Origin of the sequence: Sporosarcina koreensis (assembly GCF_042655825.1) — a bacterium.
Lineage (GTDB): Bacteria > Bacillota > Bacilli > Bacillales_A > Planococcaceae > Sporosarcina > Sporosarcina koreensis.
The window spans coordinates 482,745-500,782 of sequence record NZ_JBHSNP010000002.1 but is presented as its reverse complement, the minus strand read 5'-3'; the positions used below and the strand labels follow the sequence as shown (position 1 = coordinate 500,782).

The following is an 18,038-nucleotide window of genomic DNA, read 5'->3' as shown; positions in this document are numbered from 1 at the left end:
AACAATTCTATCTTATTTGCTATCTTCCGGATGCATGGAAGATGCAACTTCAATCAGCTCGTCAGGTGTTAATGTGGAAGATGCAACGAAGAACGCCACTCCGTCCTGCTCCCAACGAATCGAGTTAGCCGTCAATGCCGCTACAGTGAAGCCTAGATCGACAGGATCCCCTTCGATGGACACTGCCACTTGATCAACCGGAGCTTCTGCCGGCTCTTGCACGACAACAAACTCCTTATCTCCGCCCCCGAAAGTCATGAATGATCTAACTCCGTTTTCCGTAATGACTGTTTCTTCTTCAAGTACAGTTCCTTCCCAATCCAAGTTCGGATAGAACTTCATCAAACCTGTATGATCAGTCGATTGAGATTTCTTCCCAGGCTGCTTTTCCATATCCACTGCATAATCGGATGCCTTATGCTCTACACCAAGTGTGATCTTATTGAACGTCACACGGATTTTCTCTTCCTTGTTTTCATCCATGACGGAAACGTACTTCGGAAGTAATGTTTTCTTATCGATATGGATTTGCTGCGTCGGAAGCACTTTCTTATGGTTATTCCTTGAAGCCGTTTCGAATATATACGTCTTATCCTTTTCCTTCATCGTGGAATTCTTATCCGCCTTGATGTCATCAGATAACGTGCCGATCAAATACGGCATGCTGTTTTGCGTCGGCCAATCGCTTTGGAACTTATACGTTTTTCCGAGTGACGGGGTGATGACAAAAACACCTTCTTCATTTCTGACGATCATTTGCGAATCTTGGCTGCCCGCTTGGGAAACATTCACTTTGTAAAAATCAGGCTTCGTATGCCACACAGTCACGTCGTACACTCTCGGTTCAGAACCTGTCTTAATTTCCATCGTCGCCTGCAGTTCATACCCTTTCGTCTCGTTCCACTTCCCACTGAGCTTCTTCATGACATCCTCTTTAGACGGTGATCCACAAGCTGCTAGCAGTGTCATGATCGCAACTAGCAATAAAACAAAAATTCGGCTGCGCATTCAGTTCATCCTTTCTCATTTCAATCGGGTAGGTCATCTTATGAGAGTGGACAGTCATTTATGCTAGCTTGTTTACATTGATTATTTAATTTCATGGATTACGTCAAGATGACTTGCGCAGCCGCAACTGTGCGCGTATGTGTGATGGATACGAAGCCCGTCACCTTCCCGCCGTCAAAATGCAATACCGGCTTTCCCGACAGCTCCGGAAGAATTTCGATCTGCTCGAACCGGCAGCCCTCGCCGATCCCCGTTCCCCTCGCTTTCGAAAATGCCTCTTTCGCAGCAAACCGCCCGGCAAGGAATTCAATCCTCCGATGCGCCGGCAATTTTTCGTACAGCGCAAGTTCCCTGTTTGACAAGATGCGCAGCCGGAATTTATCCGAACGTTCATCCAGCCTTGCAATACGGTCCAATTCCACGATATCCAATCCAATGCCTGTTATCATTATCTTCGTCCCTTTCATGCGCGATTCGTAAAGGGAGTTCGCGCTACTTATTCGTTCATAAACTATGTATAATAAAACCAAAGGTCAGGTGAAAAAATTGTTTATTCGCAGAGAGAGCTTTTCCCAATATATCCGTCTGTATCCGTTTGTAACCGCGTTGCTTGCCATTAATATCCTCGTTTACATTGTAACGGGATTGCCAATTCAAGGGAGCCGGTATTTATATTATATGGGTGTCGGACTCAATTCAATGATTTCCGAAGGGGAATGGTGGCGGCTCGTCACGCCGATGTTTTTGCACGCAGGACTCATGCATCTTCTATTCAATATGTTTTCGTTGTTCATCTTCGGTCCCGAACTTGAACGGGTTGCCGGCAAGGCGCGCTTCCTGACGATCTACTTGCTGGCGGGCATTTTCGCGAACGTCGCCTCTTTCTTCCTCGGCGGACCGGATTTCGCCCACGTCGGCGCGAGCGGTGCGATATTCGGTATTTTCGGCGCTTTCGGAGCACTCGTCTACTATACGAAGAATGCATTCCCGCAACTTCGCCAAATCATGCTGCCGATCATCGTCATTAGCGTGATAATGACGTTCCTGCAACCCGGCGTCAATGTCATCGGACATATCGCAGGGCTGATCGTCGGCTTCATCATTGGGTTGAGCTACTTCCACCCGAAGAGAATCATTAGTTGGCGATAACCAAAAGCGGAGGGTGGCGGTTAGCTGCGACAGGCATAAGGCGGATCTGCGAAACGGCGCTCTTTGCCGTGCAGCAGTGCCGACTTATGACCCGAGCAGTTGCCACCCGTAGTCTAGACGATGATTAAATTTAAAAGCCTGCGAACCCTCGCAGGCTTTTTTCATTCGTCACTCACAGATCTACCTTTTTCATACCAATTTAATATCTTTTCCGCCTCTTCGACGTCCATATGCTGCACCGTTGCGTGATAGACGCCCATCCCAGATTTAATATTGGCAAGGACGGATGCAACGCCTTTTCGTTTATGGAAATAGCTTTGTTTCATTTCCATCGACTGGATCCGCTTTTTCATCATATACGCCGTCTGTAAACTGAATGTCCTGAATCGCATCGTCAATTGATTCCCGGCAATATCATACGCAGCGGAGCGATGCTGCCACATGCCGAACGCAATGATGACAGGGATAATGGCGAGTGAAAACAAGCCGTAAGGGAAAAAGAAGTACGTGAGCAAGCCGATGACCGGCACCATCCACAGAAAGTCGATACGGTAGTAAAATGGCCTTCCTTTAGCCGTAAGTTTTTTCGTCGGCTCTTCCAATTCCAGATCCGGGAAGATGTCCTCTAAATACGATTCCACCCTTCCTCTTTTGACAATCGGGAATAAATTGATCTTCGAGCTTTGGCCGATGCTGCCCCCTGCACTATGGATCGCTACTGAAGCATAGCCGAATAGCTTGCGGAACGGATTCTCGACGACTACGACACTTTGGATCCTCTTCAAAGGGACCGTCACTTTCTTCTTTTCGAGCAATCCTCTTGTAATGACAATGTCTTCCTCATTCATTTCGACTGTAAAATTAAAATGGGATAGGAGCGTCATGCCGACGGAAAGGATCCATACACCGAGCAAGCCAAGGAATATGGCAATCGCAACAATGAGTACGCCGAACTTGATGAATGCAGAAATCTCCTCAAACATCCACTCGAATGGAAGCAATTCCCCGAATTGTGATAGGAAGATTGCCGCCCCGGACAGGATGACCCCTACTCCGCCGGAAGTTGTGGCAAGCACTAACAGATCTTTTGTTGTCATCGTGAAGATTTTACGGAACTTTGTTTCCTCCGTTTCCTCTACGACTGGCATTTCTTCAAGAGAATCTGCCGTTTCCCCTTCCACAGCTTGCACTTCCCTTTGCCGTTTCTTCGCCTCGGCCATCTCAGTTTCCACGCATTTAGCGGCGTCCTTCGTTATCGCCGTCAATTCTCCTTCGGCTTGTTTCGCGGAAGAGCTGCCCGCTGTCTCCACTTTCACTTTCACAAGTCCGAATGGACGGTGGAAAATCCCTTCCGTATAATCCAAGCTTTGAATCCGATCGAAAGGGATGTACCTTTTCTTCTTCACAAATAAACCCGATTCTATCCGAAGTTCGTCATCCTCGAACCAGTATTCAAACCGCTTCCACTTAATGATTCCGCTGACGAATAAACCGACGATCAGCACACCGAAAATGATGAAAGACAAGTAGTCGACGTACCAGAGTCCAGTTCCTCCGCCTTTCCATCCATTCGCAAAAATCAGGACCACAAGCGGAAGGATTGCCTCTTTCAACGTTTTGAGCATTTCAATAACCGCAGTGACCCAATGCAATTTATAACGTTTCTGCTCAGACATCATCTTCCGCCACCCTTGCAAGTACGGAAATCCTGCCCCGCAGCTCATCCGCCTCCGACATGATCAGTGCGGGAATCGTATGTACCGTAGCGGCTGTTGAAATTGAGATTTCAGCCAACCCGTATTTCCGGAGGATCGGCCCTTGGGAAGTATCGACGTGCTGGACACGCACCATCGGGATCAGCGTCCGTTTCACGATGAAAAGGCCATGCTGCAATTCAATTTCCGACTCTCTTACTTCATAGCGCCACCTCATCCATCTCACCTTCGGGAATAAAATAATGATGAAGTAAGCGAACAGAAGGAGTACCACGGCTTCAAGCGAATAGATCCACTTCGGCCAATCGAATATGTATACGAGCACTCCGCCGCCAATCGCTGCAAGCGTGAGAATGATTGTTTGGATCCAGCCGTATAATCTCCATACTTTCAAGCCTTTCTTTGAAATCCTGTTTGCCGGTTGAGTTCTCATTTCCACAACACACCTCTTTCTATCCTTCCATTGTATACGATGCAATAATGAAAATGTTTCGCTGGACGCAAAATAAAAAACCCCGGGGATGAAGTTTCATCTCTCCGGGGTTGAATATTATCTTTCCGATCTGCCTCTTGAACGGTCTCTGCGTCCGCCGCCGTCACGGTTTCCGCGACGTGAACCGCCGCCTCCGCCATAACCGCGTCCACCGCCGTAAGAACGTCCGCCGCCACGGCTTCCTTTGAAACCGCCACGATCACGGGAAGAAGTTTTGCGTGAAGGCAATGGGCGCTCTTCCGTAATTTTGACAGGTGTATCATCCGGCTCTTTCGTCAACGATCTGATTGCAGCCGCGACGATATCCTTCGCTTCATATTTTTCAAGAAGCTCTGCCGCTAATGTGCGGTAATCGTTCAATTCGTTTTTCTCAATGATCTCGGTTAGCTGCTCCATCGCAAGACGTTGCTGGCCGATCAATGCCTCGTCTTCTGTCGGCGGCTGAAGTGGAGTCATCCGTTTCTTCGTTGTTTCTTCAACAACGCGGAGGTAACCCATTTCACGCGGCGTTACAAATGTAACCGCCATACCGCTTTTACCTGCACGACCTGTACGGCCGATACGGTGAACATAGCTTTCTGGATCTTGTGGAATGTCGAAGTTGTAAACGTGTGTAACACCCGAAATGTCCAATCCACGTGCCGCTACGTCTGTCGCGACAAGGACATCGATTTTATTATCTTTGAACTGGCGAAGGACTGACATCCGCTTCGCTTGCGTCAAGTCGCCATGAATTCCTTCCGCCAAGTAGCCCCGGATGCTCAATGCGTGCGCCAACTCATCGACACGGCGCTTCGTACGTCCGAAGACGATGGCAAGCTCAGGTTGGTGGACGTTCAACAAACGTGAAAGAACGTCGAACTTCTCTCTTTCCTGTGCTTTGACGAAGTATTGGTCGATGTTTTCAACAGTCATCTCTTTGGACTTGATTTTAACAACTTCCGGCTCTTTCATGAATGTCTCAGCAATTTTACGGATTGCAGGAGGCATTGTCGCCGAGAATAGAAGTGTTTGGCGAGTATCTGGAACACTTGCCAAAATCGTGTTAATGTCTTCGATAAAGCCCATGTTAAGCATTTCATCCGCTTCGTCAAGGACAAGCGTATTTACATTGCTCAATTTCAACGTTTTACGGTTAATATGGTCAAGGATACGTCCCGGAGTTCCGACAATAATTTGTGGATTATTGCGCAATGCTCGAATTTGTCGCCCGATTTCCTGGCCGCCATACACAGTCAACACACGTGCGCGTTTGCCATATCCGATTTTATAGATTTCTTCGGATACTTGGATCGCCAATTCACGTGTAGGTGCAATAACCAAAGCTTGTACTGCAGGATTATTCACATCGACTTTTTCAATGATCGGAATACCGAAAGCAGCAGTCTTACCCGTACCTGTCTGTGCTTGGCCAATTACATCGCGGCCTTCCATGCCGAATGTGATTGTGCCTTCCTGGATCGGTGTCGCTTCTTCAAATCCCATACGCATTAGTGCGTTTTGTGTGGATTCGCTAATATTTAGTTCTGAAAATTTCGTCAAACTTCTCAATCTCCTTTGATTTCTTCATTTAGCAATTGGTTACATTTGCAAATGAAAGCACGGCAAATTCGAGCCTTAAACTTCTATGGGAACGTTTCCGATATTTTGTATTCTCTGGAGTGGGCAAAAGTTCAAAGGGCTGAACTTCATGAATTTCAGAGGCTATAGTGAAAAGGAAAGCTGGTCTTTGCCGATCGGGTTTTGCTCCGGGGTGGTGCTCCGGGAGACACTAAACCGTTTTATTCAAAAAAAAGTACTCTTCGCCACCGGAAGAGTCTTGTGTAAATGTATCCAATACTCATAGTAGTTTATCACGCCTGCCGGTCATCCGCAATCAATCCGCTTTAAAAGAAATAATCAGAATTCGCCGTAGTCTTTCTTCATGAATTCATACACCTTCGGGAACCATTCGAGCCGATCGTCACTGTAGCAAATATGATGCTTTCCGTTTTCCGATACGATCAGCTGCTTCTGGGCGGAACCGAGCGAACGCAATAGATGCTCCCCTGTTGAAAACGGAACGATGCCGTCCTTCTTCCCCTGCACGATGCAGACAGGCGCAGTGATCTTTCCGTAGTACGGTTCCACCATTTTGACGACCCGGACAAATTCCTTCGCGGCATGAAGCGGCGTATGCCGTAATTTATAGTCGTACAAATGATAGAACGTGTTCGGCGGGTAATTTTTCGTTACGGATTCAGACAGCATGACAGCAGCGTCTTCAAGAAGGTAGCGCGGACTGATATACTTTGCCGCCGCACTGAGCAAGACAAGCTTTTCGATGTTGTAGCGCAAAGCCAAGTAAAGCGCAATGATGCCTCCCATCGAAAAACCGACGATGATGATGCGGTCGGTTTCCTTCCTCAACCGGTTGAGGGCGAGCTCCGCTTCCATCATCCAATTTTCCGCAGTAACCTTGCTTAAATCGACCGGAAAGTCATGCCCCGGCAAAATCGGCACGGAAGTGATCCAGTCCGTCCTTTCCTCCACATATCGAATGAAAGGACTGACCTCAAAGGTTCCTCCGGTAAATCCATGGAGGAACAGCACACCTGTTTTCATGCTTTCAATACACCATCCATGACCTTTTCAAGCTCCATTCCTCTCGATCCTTTCAACAAGACGATTGAATTTTCGTCAATGGAAGAAAGTAGCGTCGCAATCAACGGATCATAGTCGTTTTCCGACCAGATGACATTTGTTTCATTCCCATTTTTCTGAAGCTCGTCATAAAGCCATTTCATTCGCGGGCCAAATAATAGGATTCCCTGCAAGCTTATAGTGCCAAGCTGCCGGGCGATTGATTCATGGTAATGCCGTTCATTTTCACCAAGTTCCAGCATATCTCCCAAAACAGCCCATTTTTCACTTCTAAGCTTCGTTTCCTGCAAGAAAGTGAGAGCCGCCTCCATAGATGTCGGCGCTGCATTGTATGCGTCATTGATGAAAAGCGCTCCGTTCTCGGCAACGACCGGCTGCATTCTCATATCCGTGAGCTTCACCTGACGGAGTGCCGAATCGATCTGCTCATTGCTTAGTCCGAGTTCATGCGCAATCAAAATCGCCGCAAGTGAATTTTTCACTTGATGAGAACCGAAAACGGGAATTGTAAAACTGCCATCGATCTTTCCTTTGACAGTAAAACGGCTTCCTTCATCTCCCGATTCCATTACGCCAAGAGAAAGACCCGCATTTTCGCTATGTCCAAACGAAACCGCGTCAAGCTTCGGATGGGCGGATACGAGCGCCTGCAATAGCACTTCGTCGCCATCATAGAAAAGCTTCCCATCTTCCTGCAGTCCATCAATGATTTCAAATTTAGCGATTGCGATCCCTTCCCGGGAACCGAGATCCTGCATATGCGCTTCGCCGATATTCGTAATGACGGTGTAATGCGGCTTCGCAAGATCCGATAAGAAGGAGATTTCACCAAACCCGCTCATCCCCATTTCAAGGACGGCGACTTCTGTATCTTCTTCCAATGAAAGAATCGTCCACGGCAACCCTAATTCATTATTGAAATTGCCTTCCGTCTTACGCACATTGAAATACGGAGAAAGAACGCTTGCAACCAAATCCTTCGTCGACGTCTTGCCGTTCGAGCCGGTGATGCCGATAAATTTGCATGCAAGCTTTTCCCGATAGGAGCGCGCCAGTTGCTGCATCGCGAGTTCCGGGTCATCGATGAAGATAAGAGGGATATTTGCTGGCGCGTCCGGTTCATCTTTCATCCAAAGGGACGCCGCCGCCCCTTTATCAATCGCTTGTTGAACGAATTGGTGGCCATTCACCTGTTCACCGCGGAACGGGATGAACAGATCGCCTTCTTTCAATGTGCGCGTATCGAAAGACACTCCGCTTACAAGCACACCGTCCATTAATTGCCCTTCCGACTGCAGCCATCCTGCAAGTTCAGTCAATAATCGTTTCACAATCTATCACACTCAATCCATTGTATATTGTATCTTTTTCTTTTCTTCATGACGTTCGAGTGCCAGTTCAATCAGCTTGTCGATCAATTCCGGGTAAGATAAGCCTGTGTTTTGCCAAAGCAACGGATACATGCTCGTCGGCGTGAAGCCTGGCATCGTATTGATCTCATTGATGAGCACTTCATCCTGAGCTGTCACAAAGAAGTCCGCCCGCACTAAGCCAGCGCAATCGAGCACTTTGAATGCGCGGATCGCCATGTCTTTCAATGTCGCTTCCACTTTGTCCGTCACCGGCGCAGGGATGAGCAATTCTGTATTGCCATCCTGGTATTTCGCTTCATAATCATAAAACGCCGCCACAGGTTTGATTTCCCCGAGGACGGAGCATTTAGGATCGTCATTGCCAAGGATGCCGACTTCGACTTCACGCGCAGTGACCCCTTGCTCAACAATGATTTTCCGGTCGAACTTCAGTGCGAATTCGACAGCTTTGATAAGGCTGTCATGATCTGTCGCTTTGCTGATGCCGACACTTGAGCCTAAATTTGCCGGCTTCACGAACATCGGGAACGTCAATTCCTTCTCCATCTTTTCAATCCAATAGTTTTGGTCCTTATTCCATTGGTTGCGGATGAAATGGACGTAAGGGACTTGCTTCAGCCCGACTTGGGCGAAAAGCTGCTTCATAATCACTTTATCCATCCCCGCGGAAGAAGATAGCACGCCATTTCCTGCATACGGAATGTTCATCACCTCGAACAAGCCTTGAACCGTTCCATCTTCCCCGTTCGTTCCGTGCAATAGCGGCAGGATAATGTCAGGCGTCCCGTTTCCATTCAGAAAGTCTTGGATGCAGTCCGGTTTCCCGCCTTCGCGCGCGAGACGCAATTGTTCAATCGACTCCGCTGGCGCGGCTAGCGGCTCCCCTTTCCTCCATTCGCCTTCATATGTTATATAGACAGGAATCACTTCATATTTATCAAAGTCAATCGCATTTGTTACCGCCGTGGCAGTTGATAGGGATACTTCGTGCTCCGCGGATTTCCCGCCGTACACTAAACCCAGTTTCTTTTTCATCAAATTCCCTCACTTACCGTTAGATTTCGTTCCTTTAGTTTACCACGAAACAGCCGGCCCGTTCGTAAAATCGCATGATTCGGAAGGACCCTTTTTCCATCCGGCAACTTCCCGGCAAGCCAAACGTCTCTTTGAAAGGCATGATTACACACGCAAATTGCGTTATACTTTACATACTAATTACAAGTTCAGTAGAAAAGGTGAATGTTGTTGAATCTCCAAAAGAAGCCGTCCGACCGTTTCGACTGGACGCTTGCCTTCATATTAGCTTTGCTCGCAATCGTCGGGATATTTGCGATTGCATCCGCCCAGACCGCGGAACAATACGGGCCGATCAATTTCGCACTCCTTCAAGTCAGGTGGTATGTCGTCGGCTCGCTCATCATCGCCGCCACCATTTACTTGGAGCCGGAACAATATAAGAAACTTGCCTGGCCCCTTTACGGATTCGGCATCCTTTTGTTGTTGTTCCTCATGGTCGCCCCAGGAGGCGCCGGACAAATCGCTGAAATCCGGATGGGCGCCAAAAGATGGCTGAACCTTCCCGTCATCGGCAGAATCCAGCCTTCCGAATTCATTAAGACATTTTTCATTTTAGGGATGGCGCGGCTCGTCAGCAAGCACCAAGAGATCCATTTGAATAAAACGATGAAAACGGACTTTCTCTTATTAGGAAAAATCGGCCTCACATTGATCGTCCCGCTGTTCTTTATCGCAGAGCAACCCGACCTTGGCACGTCGTTGGTATTCATCGCGGTTACGGTTGCGGTTATTCTCGTGGCAGGCATTTCCTGGAAGATCATCGTCCCTCTTTTTGCGGGCGGCGCGGCACTTGGCGCAAGTTTGCTTTGGATGGCGGTGTATGCCCAAGATTTCATGGAAAACGTACTCGGTTTCGACCGTTATCAATTCCGTCGCGTCTATTCATGGCTCGACCCTTACTCATACCCTTCCGACGAGGGATATAACCTGATTCAGGCGATGACGGCAATCGGCTCGGGCGAACTGTCCGGCAAAGGGTTCCACGGCCGGGAAGTGTATATTCCAGAAAACCATACCGACTTCATCTTCAGCGTCATCGGTGAGGAGTACGGTTTCATCGGCTCATGCATCGTCATTTTTCTTTATTTCATACTGATTTTCCATTTGACGAAAGTGGCCCTTGAGCTGAAAGATCCTTTTAGTGTATATGTATGCACGGGCGTTATTGCGATGATCGCTTTTCACGTCTTTGAAAACATCGGCATGAACATCCAACTGCTGCCGATCACCGGAATTCCATTGCCGTTCGTCAGCTACGGAGGCAGCTCGCTCTTCAGCAACATGCTCGCCATCGGCCTGATTTTTAGCATGAAATTCCATCATCGGACGTACATGTTCGAATCAGAGGAAGAATAGAAAGCGGAATGTGGCGTCCAGCTGCGACAGGCATAAGACGGAACTGCGAAACGGCGCTTTTTGCCGTACAGCAGGACCGGCTTATGACCCGAACAGCTGCCACATGGAGCTAGCCTGTGAATAATTTAATAATTGACTTATATAAAAGTAAGTACAAGTCCACCGTTTTCCGTTATAATAATAGGTGGTTTCCACGCCAATCCAACTAACTGATAAGGTGAATATATGAATATAGATAAAAAACCTGTAGATCGATTTGATTGGCCGCTTGCATTCATCTTGCTTCTTTTCGGCGTGATCAGCATCATCGCCATCGCATCCGCTCAGACGACAGGGCAATATAGCATCAACTTCATCCCGTCGCAAATCCAATGGTACGCCGTCGGGGCAGTCATCATCGCCGTCACGATGTACTTGGAGCCGGAGCAATACAAGAAAGCCGCCTGGATCATCTACGGCGGCGGTATATTCATTTTGGCAATGCTCTTCATTTTGCCCGAAAGCATGGAACTTGTCGCCCGCAGAAACGGGGCGAAAAGCTGGTTCCACCTGCCAGGACTAGGCAGCATCCAGCCGGCTGAATTCATGAAAACATTTTTCATTATCGGAATGGCCCGCACAATTACGAAGCACCATGAACGCTATTTGGAAAAGACGTTGAAGACAGATTTTCTGCTGCTTGGCAAAATCGCTGCAGTTTTTGCGCTTCCCTTCCTATTCATCATGTTACAGCCCGATTTAGGAACAGGACTTGTCTTCATCGCCATCACTGTTGCGTTGATCATTGTGGCAGGCATCACTTGGCGGATCATCCTTCCGATTTTTATCGGCACTGCCGCCTTAGGAGGAACACTTCTTTGGATGGCGCTTTATGCGCAGGAGTTTTTGGCGAAATTCGGTTTCAAGCCGTATCACTTCGAACGGATTTACTCATGGCTCGATCCGTATTCCTATGCGTCGAATGAAGGGCGCCATCTCATCACATCGTTGAACGCCATCGGTTCAGGGGAGATTTTTGGGAAGGGGTTCAAAGGGCGTGAAGTGTATGTCGCCGAAAGCCATACCGATTTCATTTTCAGCGTCATTGGCGAAGACTGGGGATTCATCGGCGCAAGCCTCGTCATCTGTCTCTATTTCTTCCTGATCTATCACATGACGAAAATCACGCTAGAACTGAAGGATCCATTCAGCACATACCTTTGTGCGGGCATCATCGCCATGCTCACATTCCATGTGTTCGAAAACATCGGCATGACAACCCAGCTGCTGCCAATCACAGGTATACCGTTGCCGTTCATCAGTTACGGGGGCAGTTCATTAATGGGCAACATGCTCGCCATCGGCCTCGTCTTCAGCATGAAATTCCACCATCGGACGTACATGTTTAGTTCGGAGGATGAAGAATAACGAAAAGCGGAAACGACCGGTTAGGTCCGACAGGCAAAGCCGTAACGAAGAACGGCTTTTGCGAGTAAAAGCGAAGCGTTAGGAGCAATGGTTACTGCAACACAGCAACTTTAGCTTATGACCCGAGGACCTGGTCGTTGGAGCTAGACAATAACGAAAAAGGACAAAAAAATCTCCCGCAAGCAATTTGCGGGAGGTTTTTCATTATGACTGTATTTGCGGGTCATTTGCAGGTGGCGCGAGGGCTTTCAGCATTTCCATACGGGATTTCGTTGCTGTTGCCGAAACACCCAACTTCGCCAAGTTGGAGATGATTTTTTTCAAATCAACTTTTTCTTTCGCCATCTTTTCCACCTCGACCTTTCTATATGTTGTTGACGTATCATACATTGGAAAGTTTCATCATTGAAATGAAAATCATGCCAATTTTCTTCTATACACATCATACCACTCCTGTCTACTTTTAAATCTTTCAATTCTGTTACAAATTGTTCGCCTTTTGTAAAAGCTTTATACATGAAGGAAAATAAAAGATTCCGTACAAACACCTTTTCCTTTGTCACTAAGCGACAGGGAGAGTAAAATGGTCATATTGATGTTTACTGAAAGCAGGTACATACATGAAAAAATCAATTTTACTCTTAATGTCCGTTCAATTTTTCGTATATCTCGGATTCGGCATCATCATTCCCGTTTTGCCTGAAGTGATTGTGCAGCAGGATCTTTCCGAAATTCATGTAGGCGGATTGCTGACGGTCTATTCACTTGCATCCTTCTTCACCGCTCCGCTCTGGGGTTCATTATCCGATCGGACGGGACGAAAGAAACTGATCATCATCGGCCTCATTGGCTTCAGTCTGAGCTTCTTCCTGTTCGCCTTCTTTATTCACAATCTGACATTGCTGTACCTTTCGCGGGTCGTCGGAGGGATTTTCTCCGGGGCATTGTATACGGCGGTTACCGGATTTGTCGGGGATATGACGACGGAGGAGAATCGTAATAAATATATGGGCTTGCTCGGCATGTCGATTGGGCTTGGATTCATTTTCGGCCCCGCAATCGGCGGGGTACTTGGCCACTACAGCTTGCAGCTGCCGTTCATCGCTTCAGGCGTTTTGACGTTGTTACTAGTCTTCTACGCAAGCTCGATCCTGAAAGAGCCCGAGCGTCTCGGCGAGGCGAATAAACGCGCACTTCTCCCGAAAGGCGGCGCGATGCTTTGGCAATACCGCATCCGGAACTTATTCCTGATATCCTTCATGGTGACGTTGATTCTTGCAGGAATCGAATCCACATTCCAATTGTTCCAGATTTCAGCGATTGAAATCACCCCGAAGCAAATCGGTTATTTATTCATGGCAAGCGGATTCGTTGACGCGGCCATTCAGGGCGGTGTCGTACGACGCGTGAAGAACGGGTCGGAGACGAAATGGATTTTAGGCGGCCAAATCGTTACCGCCATCGGACTCATTTTGATCCCGTTCTCGGGCAGCCTTTTCTGGGCGGGTGTTGCGCTCAGCGTCTTTACGGCAGGCAACGCGCTTGCGCGGACGGTCCTCGTTTCATTGACATCGAAGGAATCCGGCGGGAAGTATGGGACGGCTGCCGGCATGACGTATTCGATGGACAATATGGGACGCATCATCGGACCCCTTGTATTCACATGGCTCTTCACGAGGATGACGGGCGAGATCTACTATATTTCCGCTGCACTTGCGGTCATTTCGATCGTCTTCATTTTCATGTATCACAAGTCTTCGAAGACATTGCGTTCCGCATAAATAAAATAAAAGGCACAGCATATGCATCGCGCAAATATGCTGTGCCTTTTATTACTTACTTAATCAATCGTAATGGCCAAGCCCTTCACTTTCAGGGAAGGAGAACCGATATACCCGCTGAAACTGAACGGTGAGAATTGCAGGTCACTGCCGATCTCCTCAATATCTCGGAGCACTTCAAAAAAGTTTCCCGCTACAGTCATCTGCTTCGTCGCGCCGACAATCTTCCCGTCCTTTACAAAGTAACCGTCTGCCGCCAATGAGAAGTCGCCTGAAATCGGATCTGCTCCGGAGTGCAATCCAGCTAAATCAGTAATGATGATGCCTTTCTCAATTCCCGCATAAAGCTGCTCGTACGTTTGGTTCGCAGGCTCGATATAGAAATTGGACGGGCTTACTTCAACAGAGCCTTGATAGGAACTGCGATGTCCATGGCCAGTTGTCTCCACGCCATCTTTTTTCGCCGTTTTCAAGTTGTGGAAGTAGGTTTGTAAGTTCCCATCCTCTACGATGTTAAGCTTTCGCGTCGGAACCCCCTCCGAATCGAACGTTGCACTTTGAATCCCGGCTGGAAGAAACGGGTTGTCAATCAGATTCACATGATCCGCCGCAATCTTGTCGCCTAATTTTCCTTTCAGGCGGGACTGGTTATCCTGTACAGCCTGTGCCGAGAAAGAGGATGTGAATGTAGACAAAAGGGAAGCCGCTGCATCATTTTTCAATACGACAGGGTATTTTTTATTCGGATAATTTCTTTCTCCCAACTTGCTTAAGCCCTGTTCTACGACCTCTCTTGCAACTTTCTCTGCGTCCAGTTCATTAAAATCCTTCGTGATCCTAAAAACAAAGCCGGATTTCAATTCTTCATTTTCTTGGACAAGAATTGAGACGTAAAAGAGTAAAAAGTTATTCGCTTCCTTAAGTTCCAACCCTTTATCGTGGTAAATGCCCTTTTCCGATTTCTGTGTCCGCATTTGGGATGCGGTGATCTTCGTTACCCGTTGGTCATGCGACAGGATTTTCTTCTCCACTTCCTGCAAGAATTGAATCATATCCTCCGGTTTGACTGCATCCAGTTCCGGACTGTAGAACTGAACTTCTTCATACTGCGCTTGTTCAGTGAATAATTCTTCCGGTTCATTTTCAACCAATCCCGCATTCTCTGCCGCGTTTTTCAGCAAGAATGAAACCGAGTTCTCATCAAAACTTTCCGTATAAGCATAGCCTGTTTTCCCATCAAACAGCCCTCGTACCGCCGCACCTTGAACATCGGAAAAGTCGTATTCATCCACTTCCCCTTCGAATAGCCCGATGGTGAGGCTCTCTTTTTTCTCATAATAGAGTTCAAGATCTGTGAAACCCATCTTTTCCCCTTCAGTAAACAGTTGCTCCTTCAATTGTTCAATGCTCATCGTTTACGCCTCCTTTCCGCCGACTGTAATTTCACTGACACGCACCATCGGCTGCCCGACATTCACCGGCAAACTGCCGCTTGATGCGCCGCACATGCCTGCACCATGGCCTAAATTATTGGCGACGCGATCGATATCCAGAATCGTTTTCGCACCGTTTCCAATCAACGTCGCCCCACGGATCGGCCTCTCAATTTTTCCGTTCTTGACCAAGTACGCCTCATTGACGGCGAAGTTGAAATCCCCCGTCCCGGGATTAACGGAACCGCCGCCCATGTACTTCGCGTAAATCCCATATTCCGTATCCGCTATGATTTCTTCAGGCGTGGATTTTCCAGGAGCGATATACGTATTCGTCATCCGGGATGTCGGAGCAAATCTGTACGATTGCCTGCGGCTTGAGCCTGTGGACTCCATTCCCATCCGTCTGCCGTTCAATTTATCGATCATGTAGCCTTTCAGAATGCCGTCTTCAATAAGCACATTTTTGCGGGACTTTTCCCCTTCGTCATCGATATTGAGCGAACCCCACTCGTTTTCAAGCGTCCCGTCGTCGATGTATGTAACGAGATCTGACGCCACTTTTTCCCCTACTTTATTCGCAAATACCGAAGCATTTTTCGCCACCGCTGTCGCTTCCAGGCTGTGTCCGCAAGCTTCGTGGAAAATGACGCCACCGAATTCATTGTCGATAATGACAGGGAACTTCCCGCTCGGCGCCGGATCCGCATGGAGCATCGTTTTGGCAATCCGGGCTGATTCCTTCGCATAATGGTTGAGATCGAGGTTTTCAATGAACTCAAAACCTTGGTATGCTCCCGGACCATAAAAGCCCGTCTGCATATCCGCGCCATCTGAAGCGATGGATACCATAGACATCCGGCTCCTTACCCGTTTGTCCTCCACAAATTTCCCTTCCGAGTTGGCAATGAGCACATTTTGCTCCTCGTCAATCAAGTTGATGATCGCTTGCACGATTTCCGGATCATAGTTTCTGATGATATCATTCGCATTTCGCATGACGGCAAGCTTTCGGGATTTTGCTGCTTCATTGGGCATGATTTTTATCGGATGAAGCGTCATAACCGATTCTTTTAGAAGCGGGATCACTGTCGTTTTCCCATCCTTTTTCCCTTGAATGGCTTTCGCAGCCGTACGGGCAGCTTTCAGCAGCCCTTCTCTTGAGGAATCATTCGTATAAGCGTATACGCTCTGCAACCCGTGGAACACACGGATTCCCACTCCGAAATCCCGCCCGGATAAGTTTTTCTCCAATCGGGAATTTTGGAGAACCATCCGATTCGTGTACCGATCTTCAACAAACACTTCCGAAAAATCGCCGCCTGTTTCAAGTGCAGCTTGCAACACATCTTCAATAAGCGCTTTGCTCAGCATAATTTTCCCCCACTTCCTATTTTTCTGTTAACTGCATGTATAGATATACGACTCCCTATGAAAATAGTTTCATTTTGAATTTGCGATTCCCCTATAAACTGTCTACTAAAGAAAATCCGATTTTCTCTTCATTATTCATCCCTAACCGATAATTAGCTAAAACGACGGAAGCGGCCTTTTTCTCTTTGTCCATCGCTAAAAAGCTACTAAAGCTTCCTGTGGCTCCTCCATGAAAAATAATATTATTATTTTTCTTTAAGCACATCCAGCCAAGGCCCATATCATGCTTATTTATTCCTTTTTTATGTTTTTCATGACAACTCGGGAAGTAAGGTTTTACTTCGTACATGTTTATCTTCGCATATTCAAGTAAATCTTCAGCCGTTGAACTTAACGCACCAGCAGGCGATATAAGATTTTCCTTGGTCCATTCCCAGTTCCCGCAATCATTATTCTTCCTGTCATAACCATGTAGATTATTCTTGTCGGTTCCTAAATATGTGTCAGTGAGTCCGAGTTCTCCATGAATATAGTCATTCATCGTGTCCCAATAACCGTTTCCTGATACAATCCCCAGCACATATCCAATAATCGACATGCCGAAATTCGAGTATTTCCATGAATAATCCGCGTCCTTTAATTTTGTTGTTTCAATTAGCGTTTTCATTTTGTTAAAGTCAGCGTTTAACGGATTGTTCTTATTCATGTCGCTGCCGCCACGTATCAAGCCTAATATAAGCTTTGCATATTCACGTTTGTTTATCGGCAATGTAGCCGAATAACCGGATCTATGAGTAGCAAGACGGAGCAAAGACGGATAATACCTATCCTCTTCAAGTTCTTCTATATATTTTTGTATTGAATCGTTTAATGATAGCCTGTTTTCATACACATATTTTGATAGTAAGGAAGCAGTGAACGTCTTTGTGATAGACCCGATTTCATAGGAACACTTGATTGATGGATCAAGTTCTCCGTTCTCATTAAAGATTTTTATGACAGAATGATTGTCTGTTACGTATCCAACGGTTAATTTTAAATGCTTTTTTCCTCTGCAAGTCTTTTTAATTTGCCGCAATGTTTTATCGCTGAATTCAACCATGCTACTTGCTCTCCCCTATTGATCAGAATTAAGTTATTCAGCTAAAGCCTCTGAAAGGAAAGCTAACAGCGGCTTCAAACTTCATTACCAACATATAAAGGGGAAGACAAAAGTATTCTCCCCCAAT

16 protein-coding genes are annotated in these 18,038 nt (G+C 47.2%); 4 read left to right on the top strand and 12 right to left on the bottom strand.

Going from position 1 to position 18,038, the window contains the following annotated elements; translation table 11 throughout:
- Positions 1 to 12 precede the first annotated feature (12 nt).
- Positions 13 to 1,008 carry a LolA family protein gene (locus ACFPTP_RS02620; RefSeq protein WP_381441886.1) on the bottom strand — a complete coding sequence of 332 codons (996 nt, stop codon included), beginning with the start codon at positions 1,006 to 1,008 and terminating at the stop codon, positions 13 to 15.
- A 98-nt stretch (positions 1,009 to 1,106) separates the two neighbouring features.
- A complete protein-coding gene (gene acpS / locus ACFPTP_RS02615; RefSeq protein WP_381441884.1) occupies positions 1,107 to 1,457 on the bottom strand; it encodes a holo-ACP synthase in 351 nt (116 codons plus the stop codon).
- 97 nt (positions 1,458 to 1,554) lie between these two features.
- Between acpS and ACFPTP_RS02610 the strand changes: the two genes are divergently transcribed.
- Positions 1,555 to 2,157 carry a rhomboid family intramembrane serine protease gene (locus ACFPTP_RS02610; protein ID WP_381441882.1) on the top strand — a complete coding sequence of 201 codons (603 nt, stop codon included), beginning with the start codon at positions 1,555 to 1,557 and terminating at the stop codon, positions 2,155 to 2,157.
- A 161-nt stretch (positions 2,158 to 2,318) separates the two neighbouring features.
- Here ACFPTP_RS02610 and ACFPTP_RS02605 read toward each other — a convergent pair whose 3' ends face one another.
- The 6 genes from ACFPTP_RS02605 to ACFPTP_RS02580 all read right to left on the bottom strand — a co-directional run bounded on the left by ACFPTP_RS02605 (position 2,319) and on the right by ACFPTP_RS02580 (position 9,416).
- A complete protein-coding gene (locus ACFPTP_RS02605; RefSeq protein ID WP_381441881.1) occupies positions 2,319 to 3,833 on the bottom strand; it encodes a PH domain-containing protein in 1,515 nt (504 codons plus the stop codon).
- Positions 3,826 to 4,305: a PH domain-containing protein gene (locus ACFPTP_RS02600; RefSeq protein ID WP_381441937.1), complete on the bottom strand. Its 480-nt coding sequence runs from the start codon at positions 4,303 to 4,305 to the stop codon at positions 3,826 to 3,828. The genes ACFPTP_RS02605 and ACFPTP_RS02600 overlap by 8 nt, the downstream gene beginning before the upstream one ends.
- 117 nt (positions 4,306 to 4,422) lie before the next feature.
- A complete protein-coding gene (locus ACFPTP_RS02595) occupies positions 4,423 to 5,907 on the bottom strand; it encodes a degradosome RNA helicase CshA (RefSeq protein WP_381441879.1) in 1,485 nt (494 codons plus the stop codon).
- A 357-nt stretch (positions 5,908 to 6,264) separates the two neighbouring features.
- Positions 6,265 to 6,969: an alpha/beta hydrolase gene (locus ACFPTP_RS02590; RefSeq protein WP_381441878.1), complete on the bottom strand. Its 705-nt coding sequence runs from the start codon at positions 6,967 to 6,969 to the stop codon at positions 6,265 to 6,267.
- Positions 6,966 to 8,339, bottom strand: a complete 1,374-nt coding sequence (locus ACFPTP_RS02585; RefSeq protein ID WP_381441876.1) for a UDP-N-acetylmuramoyl-tripeptide--D-alanyl-D-alanine ligase — start codon at positions 8,337 to 8,339, stop codon at positions 6,966 to 6,968. The genes ACFPTP_RS02590 and ACFPTP_RS02585 overlap by 4 nt, the downstream gene beginning before the upstream one ends.
- A 12-nt stretch (positions 8,340 to 8,351) precedes the next feature.
- On the bottom strand, positions 8,352 to 9,416 hold the full coding sequence (locus tag ACFPTP_RS02580; RefSeq protein ID WP_381441874.1) for a D-alanine--D-alanine ligase: 1,065 nt from the start codon (positions 9,414 to 9,416) through the stop codon (positions 8,352 to 8,354).
- 210 nt (positions 9,417 to 9,626) lie between these two features.
- On the opposite strand from ACFPTP_RS02580, the gene ACFPTP_RS02575 reads away from it, so the two are divergent.
- Together ACFPTP_RS02575 and ACFPTP_RS02570 are read left to right on the top strand one after the other, a co-directional pair.
- Entirely contained in the window at positions 9,627 to 10,814 is a 1,188-nt protein-coding gene (locus tag ACFPTP_RS02575) for an FtsW/RodA/SpoVE family cell cycle protein (RefSeq protein WP_381441873.1), read from the top strand.
- A gap of 225 nt (positions 10,815 to 11,039) precedes the next feature.
- Positions 11,040 to 12,221, top strand: a complete 1,182-nt coding sequence (locus ACFPTP_RS02570; protein ID WP_381441871.1) for an FtsW/RodA/SpoVE family cell cycle protein — start codon at positions 11,040 to 11,042, stop codon at positions 12,219 to 12,221.
- 204 nt (positions 12,222 to 12,425) lie between these two features.
- On the opposite strand, the gene ACFPTP_RS02565 is transcribed toward ACFPTP_RS02570, so the two are convergent.
- Entirely contained in the window at positions 12,426 to 12,566 is a 141-nt protein-coding gene (locus ACFPTP_RS02565) for an Lmo0850 family protein (RefSeq protein ID WP_201024334.1), read from the bottom strand.
- Positions 12,567 to 12,841: 275 nt separating this feature from the next.
- On the opposite strand from ACFPTP_RS02565, the gene ACFPTP_RS02560 reads away from it, so the two are divergent.
- Entirely contained in the window at positions 12,842 to 14,002 is a 1,161-nt protein-coding gene (locus ACFPTP_RS02560) for an MFS transporter (protein WP_381441870.1), read from the top strand.
- Between the two features lie 59 nt (positions 14,003 to 14,061).
- Here the strand turns inward: ACFPTP_RS02560 and ACFPTP_RS02555 are convergent, their stop codons facing one another.
- From ACFPTP_RS02555 to ACFPTP_RS02545, 3 genes are all read right to left on the bottom strand, one after another.
- Positions 14,062 to 15,414, bottom strand: coding sequence for a TldD/PmbA family protein (locus tag ACFPTP_RS02555; protein ID WP_381441868.1), 1,353 nt, complete (start codon positions 15,412 to 15,414; stop codon positions 14,062 to 14,064).
- 3 nt (positions 15,415 to 15,417) lie between these two features.
- Complete coding sequence (locus ACFPTP_RS02550) at positions 15,418 to 16,809, bottom strand: TldD/PmbA family protein (RefSeq protein WP_381441867.1); 1,392 nt, start codon at positions 16,807 to 16,809, stop codon at positions 15,418 to 15,420.
- Between the two features lie 91 nt (positions 16,810 to 16,900).
- Positions 16,901 to 17,911, bottom strand: a complete 1,011-nt coding sequence (locus ACFPTP_RS02545; protein WP_381441866.1) for a serine hydrolase domain-containing protein — start codon at positions 17,909 to 17,911, stop codon at positions 16,901 to 16,903.
- Positions 17,912 to 18,038: the final 127 nt, after the last annotated feature.